This window comes from Streptomyces sp. WELS2, from assembly GCF_013870595.1.
GTDB lineage: Bacteria > Actinomycetota > Actinomycetes > Streptomycetales > Streptomycetaceae > Streptomyces.
In genome coordinates, this window is the sequence record NZ_JACBWZ010000400.1 from 1 (window position 1) to 5,628 (window position 5,628).

Annotated in this window: 6 protein-coding genes and 1 pseudogene; 4 read left to right on the forward strand and 3 right to left on the reverse strand. The window is 72.7% G+C overall.

Annotated features, from left to right (window positions below; all coding sequences use genetic code 11):
* Positions 1 to 1,390, reverse strand: a 1,390-nt coding sequence (locus H5J33_RS21550; protein ID WP_181796563.1) for an MFS transporter, incomplete at its 3' end; no start/stop codon positions are given.
* 80 nt (positions 1,391 to 1,470) lie between these two features.
* Between H5J33_RS21550 and H5J33_RS21555 the strand changes: the two genes are divergently transcribed.
* The 3 genes from H5J33_RS21555 to H5J33_RS21565 all read left to right on the forward strand — a co-directional run bounded on the left by H5J33_RS21555 (position 1,471) and on the right by H5J33_RS21565 (position 3,220).
* Positions 1,471 to 1,899, forward strand: a complete 429-nt coding sequence (locus H5J33_RS21555; RefSeq protein ID WP_181796564.1) for a helix-turn-helix domain-containing protein — start codon at positions 1,471 to 1,473, stop codon at positions 1,897 to 1,899.
* A 197-nt stretch (positions 1,900 to 2,096) separates the two neighbouring features.
* Positions 2,097 to 2,558: a Rieske (2Fe-2S) protein gene (locus H5J33_RS21560; protein WP_181796565.1), complete on the forward strand. Its 462-nt coding sequence runs from the start codon at positions 2,097 to 2,099 to the stop codon at positions 2,556 to 2,558.
* A gap of 191 nt (positions 2,559 to 2,749) precedes the next feature.
* On the forward strand, positions 2,750 to 3,220 hold the full coding sequence (locus H5J33_RS21565; RefSeq protein ID WP_181796566.1) for a pyridoxamine 5'-phosphate oxidase family protein: 471 nt from the start codon (positions 2,750 to 2,752) through the stop codon (positions 3,218 to 3,220).
* A gap of 3 nt (positions 3,221 to 3,223) precedes the next feature.
* Here H5J33_RS21565 and H5J33_RS21570 read toward each other — a convergent pair whose 3' ends face one another.
* Entirely contained in the window at positions 3,224 to 4,126 is a 903-nt protein-coding gene (locus H5J33_RS21570; protein ID WP_181796567.1) for a LysR family transcriptional regulator, read from the reverse strand.
* Positions 4,127 to 4,200: 74 nt separating this feature from the next.
* On the opposite strand from H5J33_RS21570, the gene H5J33_RS21575 reads away from it, so the two are divergent.
* Complete coding sequence (locus H5J33_RS21575) at positions 4,201 to 5,160, forward strand: DMT family transporter (RefSeq protein ID WP_399552894.1); 960 nt, start codon at positions 4,201 to 4,203, stop codon at positions 5,158 to 5,160.
* A gap of 139 nt (positions 5,161 to 5,299) precedes the next feature.
* Here the strand turns inward: H5J33_RS21575 and H5J33_RS21580 are convergent.
* A pseudogene (locus tag H5J33_RS21580) lies at positions 5,300 to 5,628 on the reverse strand (GntR family transcriptional regulator); the annotation flags it as partial.

Genomic DNA, 5,628 nt, shown 5'->3' on the forward strand with positions numbered 1-5,628 from the left:
CCAGGGCGCCCAGGACGAAGCAGGAACCGACCCGGAAGGCCAGCCGGTACCCCTCGGTCAGGGCGTCCACACGGGTGGTTCCGTCACCCGGCGCGTGGCTGGTGTGGGAGGCGGCCAGCGTGCTCAGAACGGCGAGGCCGAGCGAGGCACCCACCTGCTGCATGGTGTTGAACATGCCCGAGGCCAGGCCCGAGTCCCGCGGGGCGGCACCCGACATGGCCAGGCCGGCCAGCGACGGCATCGCCAGGCCGAAGCCGATGCCGAGCGGCACGGTGGCGGGGAACACGTCGGTGAAGTAGGCGCCGTCGGCCGGGATCCGGCCGAGGAAGGCGAGGCCGCCGGCGATCAGGACCAGGGCCCCGAGCAGCACGGTGCGCGGACCCGCCTTGGCGATGAGGCGCGGGGCGAGGAACAGCGACATCAGCCCGATGAGCAGCGAGACCGGGACCACTCCGAGGCCGGTCCGCACCTCGTCGAAGCCCAGGACCTTCTGCATGTACAGCACGGCCAGGAACTGGAAGCCGAACATGCCGGAGATCATCAGGGTGTGGGTGCCCAGCGCGCCGGAGACGTTGCGGAACGTGAACATCCGGGGCGGCAGCAGCGGGTCGGCGGCCTTGGCCTGGCGCACCACGAACACCGCGAGCAGGACCAGGGTGGCCAGGCCGAAGCCGAGGGTGCGGGTGGAACCGAAGCCGTGGTCGGCCGCCCCGACGATGGTGTAGACGGCGAGCATGAGCGCGGCCGTGATCAGGACGGCGCCGAGCGCGTCGGTGCTCTTGCCCTTGCCCGCGCCCTCCTCGGCGCGCAGGTTGCGCTGGGCCGTGAGGACGGCCACGGCGCCGATCGGCACGTTCACGAAGAAGATCCAGTGCCAGCCGACGGTCTGGGTCAGCACACCGCCCAGCAGCAGGCCGAGCGTGCCGCCCGCGGACTGCACGAAGCTGTAGACGCCGATCGCCTTGGCCCGCTCCTCGGGCTCGGTGAACAGGGTGACGACCATGGCCAGCGTCACCGAGGACGTCACGGCGCCGCCCACGCCCTGGACGAAGCGGGACACGAGCAGCATGGCCGGACCCCGCGCCAGGCCGCACAGCAGGGAGGCCACGGTGAACACGACCAGCCCGGCGGTGAAGACCCGCTTGCGGCCGAAGAGGTCGCCGAGCCGGCCCGAGAGCAGCAGCAGACCGCCGAAGGGGATCAGGTACGCGTTCACCACCCAGCCGAGGTCCGACGAGGAGAAGCCCAGGCTCTCCTGGATGGACGGCAGCGCCACGTTCACGATGGTGCCGTCGAGGATCACCATCAGCTGACCGGCGCAGAGGATCGCCAGCGCGAGCCGGCGTGACGCGCCTGTGCCTGCTCGTGCGGGCACGGCCTGAGCGGACATGGGATTCCCTTCCCTTGGTTTCACTTTGTTACGGACGCCATCTTGTGTAACGTCGGCGGCCTGCGGAAGGAGGCACTTTTATGTCTCGGGGTCACACGGATGTGACAGTGCAGGCCGACAACCCGGCCTGCCCGGTCAGCGAGGTCCTGGACCGGGTGGCCGGCAAGTGGGCCATCGGAATCCTGGTCGCGGCGGCGAAGGGCCCGGTGCGCTTCAGCGAACTGGAGCGAAGCATCGAGGGCATCAGCCGCCGCATGCTCACCCTCAACCTGCGCAAGCTCGAACGCGAGGGCCTGCTGGTGCGCACCGTCTACCCGACCGTTCCGCCCCGGGTCGAGTACGAGTGCACCGAGATGGCGCTGGAGTTGTACGAGACCCTGCTCTCCCTCGTCGACTGGGCCAAGCGGCACAGCGGTGACATCGCCCGCGCCCACAGCGCGTACGACGCCGCGCACGCGGACGGCGGGGATGCGGCGGCCCCCGGCCGGCCGACGCGTTCGACGGCCTGACGCCGCCTCGCGCCTGACGTCCCCGCATATCGGCGATCGGGCAGGCGAGTTCGAGGGACTGGCCGGCGGTCGCGGACCGACTCGTAGCGGCCGGCCGGTGCCGGGGCGCCCATCTCGACCCCTCTTCTGAACGGCCACGGTCGTACGCCCGTACCCCAGGGCGGACCAAGACCGGTTCCGTCGAAGGGAAACGTCCTATGAGCAGCACCTCGTCCCAGCCCACCAGCGGTCCGGACCGTCGTACCGTCGTCGCGGCGGTCGGAGCCGCGGGGCTCGCCGCCGCGCTGACCGCCTGCGGCTCGGGCGACGGCTCCTCCGACGCCGGGTCCTCCGGCACCGGGACCGCCGCCGGGGCCGCGCCGGACGGCGGTGGCACCGCTCTCGCCAGGACCGCCGACATCCCCGAGGGCGGCGGCAGGGTCTTCAAGGACCAGGGTGTCGTGGTCACCCAGCCGACGGCGGGCACCTACAAGGCGTTCTCCGCCGAGTGCACCCACCAGGGCTGCGCGGTCGGCAGCGTCGCGCACGGCATGATCGTGTGCCCGTGTCACGGCAGCGAGTTCTCCGTGGCGGACGGCAGCGTGAAGAAGGGACCGGCGACAAAGGGGCTGGCGCCGGCGCGGATCACCGTCTCGGGCGACGACATCAGGCTGGCCTGATCGGGCCCGCTCGACGCCGTCCGCGCGGCCGGCCGAGGCGGCCCGGCATCCCGCCGGACACCGCCTCGGGGACGGCCGGGACAGCCCGCGTCCACCTGGAAGACGACCCGTTCTCTTTTCTGACGTGATGTCGGAGGATCGGCGGGGCACGACAAGTCTCCGACACGACAGGGCGGAAGAGAGGGGGCCGCATGTCCGTCACCTGTCAGCGCCGGGGCCGGAGGATCATGATGTCGCCGGCCGAGCTGGACGAGTTCCTCACCATCCAGCGCACCTGCCGGGTCGCGACCGTCTCGGCCGACGGCACACCGCATGTCAGCGCGCTGTGGTTCGCCTGGGACGGCACATCACTGTGGCTGTACTCCGTGGTGCGCAGCCGGCGCTGGGCGCAGTGGCGCCGCGATCCCCGGGTGGCGGTCGTGGTCGACTCCGGGGAGGAGTACGGCGAGTTGCGCGGGGCGGAGCTGTCCGGCCGGGTGGGGTTCGTGGGCGAGGTGCCGCGCCGGGGCGGGCTGTGCGCCGAACTCGACACGGCCGAGACGCTGTTCGCGCGCAAGTACTTCGGCCTGGAGGAGATGCCGCACGACGGCCGGCACGCGTGGGCCCGGCTGACCCCGGAGGAGATCGTGTCCTGGGACTTCCGGAAGCTGGGCGGGACGTAGGGCTCAGCCGAGCCGCGACGCCGCCGTCCGCAGGGCCTCCACGGCCGCGCGTATGGAGGGCCGGCGGTCGGCGTCCGCCCGCCAGAGCACGTACACATGACGGCGCACCCGCTGCTTGAGCGGCACGAGGACCACACCGTCGGGCACCGGGTGCCGGCCCAGCAGGGGTGCGATGCACACGCCCAGCCCGGCGGCGACCAGCCCGAGCTGGGTGTGGGTCTCACCGGCGCGGTGGCCGACGATCGGCTCGACGCCCCTGGACCGCAGGGTGAACAGCAGCCACTCGTGGCAGAACTCGCCCTCGCCCCAGGTGATCCACTCGTCCTCGGCGAACTCGGTCAGGTCCACCTCGTCCCGGTCCGCGAGCCGGTGCCCGACGGGCATGGCGACATCGGCGGGGTCGTCCAGCAGGGGCGCCTTGACCAGGCCGTCGGGAACGGGCATCGGCTTGTTGTACCAGTCCAGGACCACCGCCAGATCGAGATCGCCGCGGACGACCCCGGCGATGCCCTGCTCCGGTTCCAGCTCGCTGGAGCGCACCCGCAGGCCCGGGTGCTCGGTGCGCAGCGCGCCCAGCGCGGCGGGGAACAGGCCGCGGGCCGCGGTCGGGAACGCCGACAGCCGCAGTTCGCCGACGACCTGGCCGCGATGCGCCTCCAGGTCGGACTCGGCCAGCTCGACCTGGGACAGGATGCGCGCCGCGTGCTCCGACAGCAGCCGCCCGGCGTCGGTGAGCCGCACGCCCCGGCCGTTTTTGGCGAGGAGCCGCTGGCCGACCTCCCGCTCGAGCTTGCCCAGCTGCTGGGAGACCGCGGACGTGGTCACGTGCAGCGCGTCGGCGGCGGCGCTGACCGAGCCGTGCCGGGCCAGGGCGTCCAGGGTGCGCAGGCGCTCAAGGTTCAACATGTAAGCGATTCTAAGAGGTACCGGGTGGAAAATCTCGATTGTGCTACGTGATTGCCTCCAGCATCGTTAGGGCCATGAGCACGATCAGCGCCCGCGCCCGCAGCCGTTCCCACTCCCCCGCCGCCACGCCCGCCCCCGGCCCCGCCACGGGCCGCGCCCGCCTGGACTGGCGGCTGCGCTTCGGCCTCCTGTCCCTGATCTGGGGCTTCAGCTTCCTGCTGATCAAGGTGGGCACCGAGGGGTACGCGCCGTTCCAGGTCACCCTCGGGCGGCTGGTGTTCGGCACGGCGGTGCTGATGGCGACGATGGCCGTGAAGCGGGAGCGGCTGCCGCGCGGGGCCAGGCTGTGGGGGCACATGGCGGTCGCCGCGTTCCTGCTGAACGCCCTGCCGTTCTCCCTCTTCGCCTACTCCGAGCTGACGATCCCGTCCACCCTGGCCGGCATCTGCAACGCCACCTCACCGCTGTGGGGCATGGCCCTGTCCCTGGTCGCGCTGTCCGAGGACCGGCCGAGCCGGGTGCGCGTGGCCGGGCTCGGGCTGGGCTTCCTGGGTGTGCTGACCGTGCTCGGCGTCTGGCAGGGCTTCCACGGACTGGACGCCACGGGCACGGCGATGGCGTTGCTCGCCTCGCTGAGCTATCCGGTGGGCTGGATCTACGTCCGGCGGACGCTGGCCGGTACGGGCAACTCCCATCTGTCCATGACCGGCGGGCAGTTGCTGCTGGCCACGGTCCAGCTCGCCGTGGTGACGCCCCTGTTCGCCGGCGTGCCCGGGCATGTCGCGCTCGTGCCGCTGCTGGCCGTCGCCGCGCTGGGCACGCTGGGCACGGGCCTGGCGGTGCTGATCCAGTACGGGCTGGTGGCCGAGGTCGGGCCCACCACCGCCCAGATGGTCACGTACTTCATCCCGGTCATCGCCACGGCGGCGGGAGTGGCGATCCTCGGGGAGTCGCTGCGGTGGACGACGCCGGTGGGGGCGGTGATCGTGCTGGCGGGCGCGGCACTGACCCAGGTGCGGGGGAAGGGCGCGTGAGGGCACCGGGGCACGGGGACCGGTGCGCGCACGCGGGCCCGCCCCGGCTTGCCGCACGGTTCCCCGCGCCCCTTCTCCCGGTTCTCCCGGTTCTCCGGACTCTCCTGATCCTCTCGGTCCTTCCGGCTCTCGGGTCGCCTCAGCCGTAGACGCGGGCCGGGGACGGGCGGACCGCCGCCGCCACCGCGTCGGCCAGTGCGGTGATGTCCGCCTCGGCGAGCGGTGAGACCGTGATGCGCACGGCCTGCGGTGAGGCCAGCCGGAAGCGGGCGCCCGGGGCCACCGCCCAGCCGCTCTGGAGCAGCCGGGCGAGGGCGCCCGTCTCGTCGGGGACCGGCACCCAGACGTTCATGCCGCTGCGGCCGTGCGCGGTGACGCCGCGTTCCGCCAGCGCGTCGATCAGGGCGTCCCGCCGGGCGCCGTAGGAGCGGGCCACCGCCGCCCGGTCCACCGGGGTGACCGTCGCCG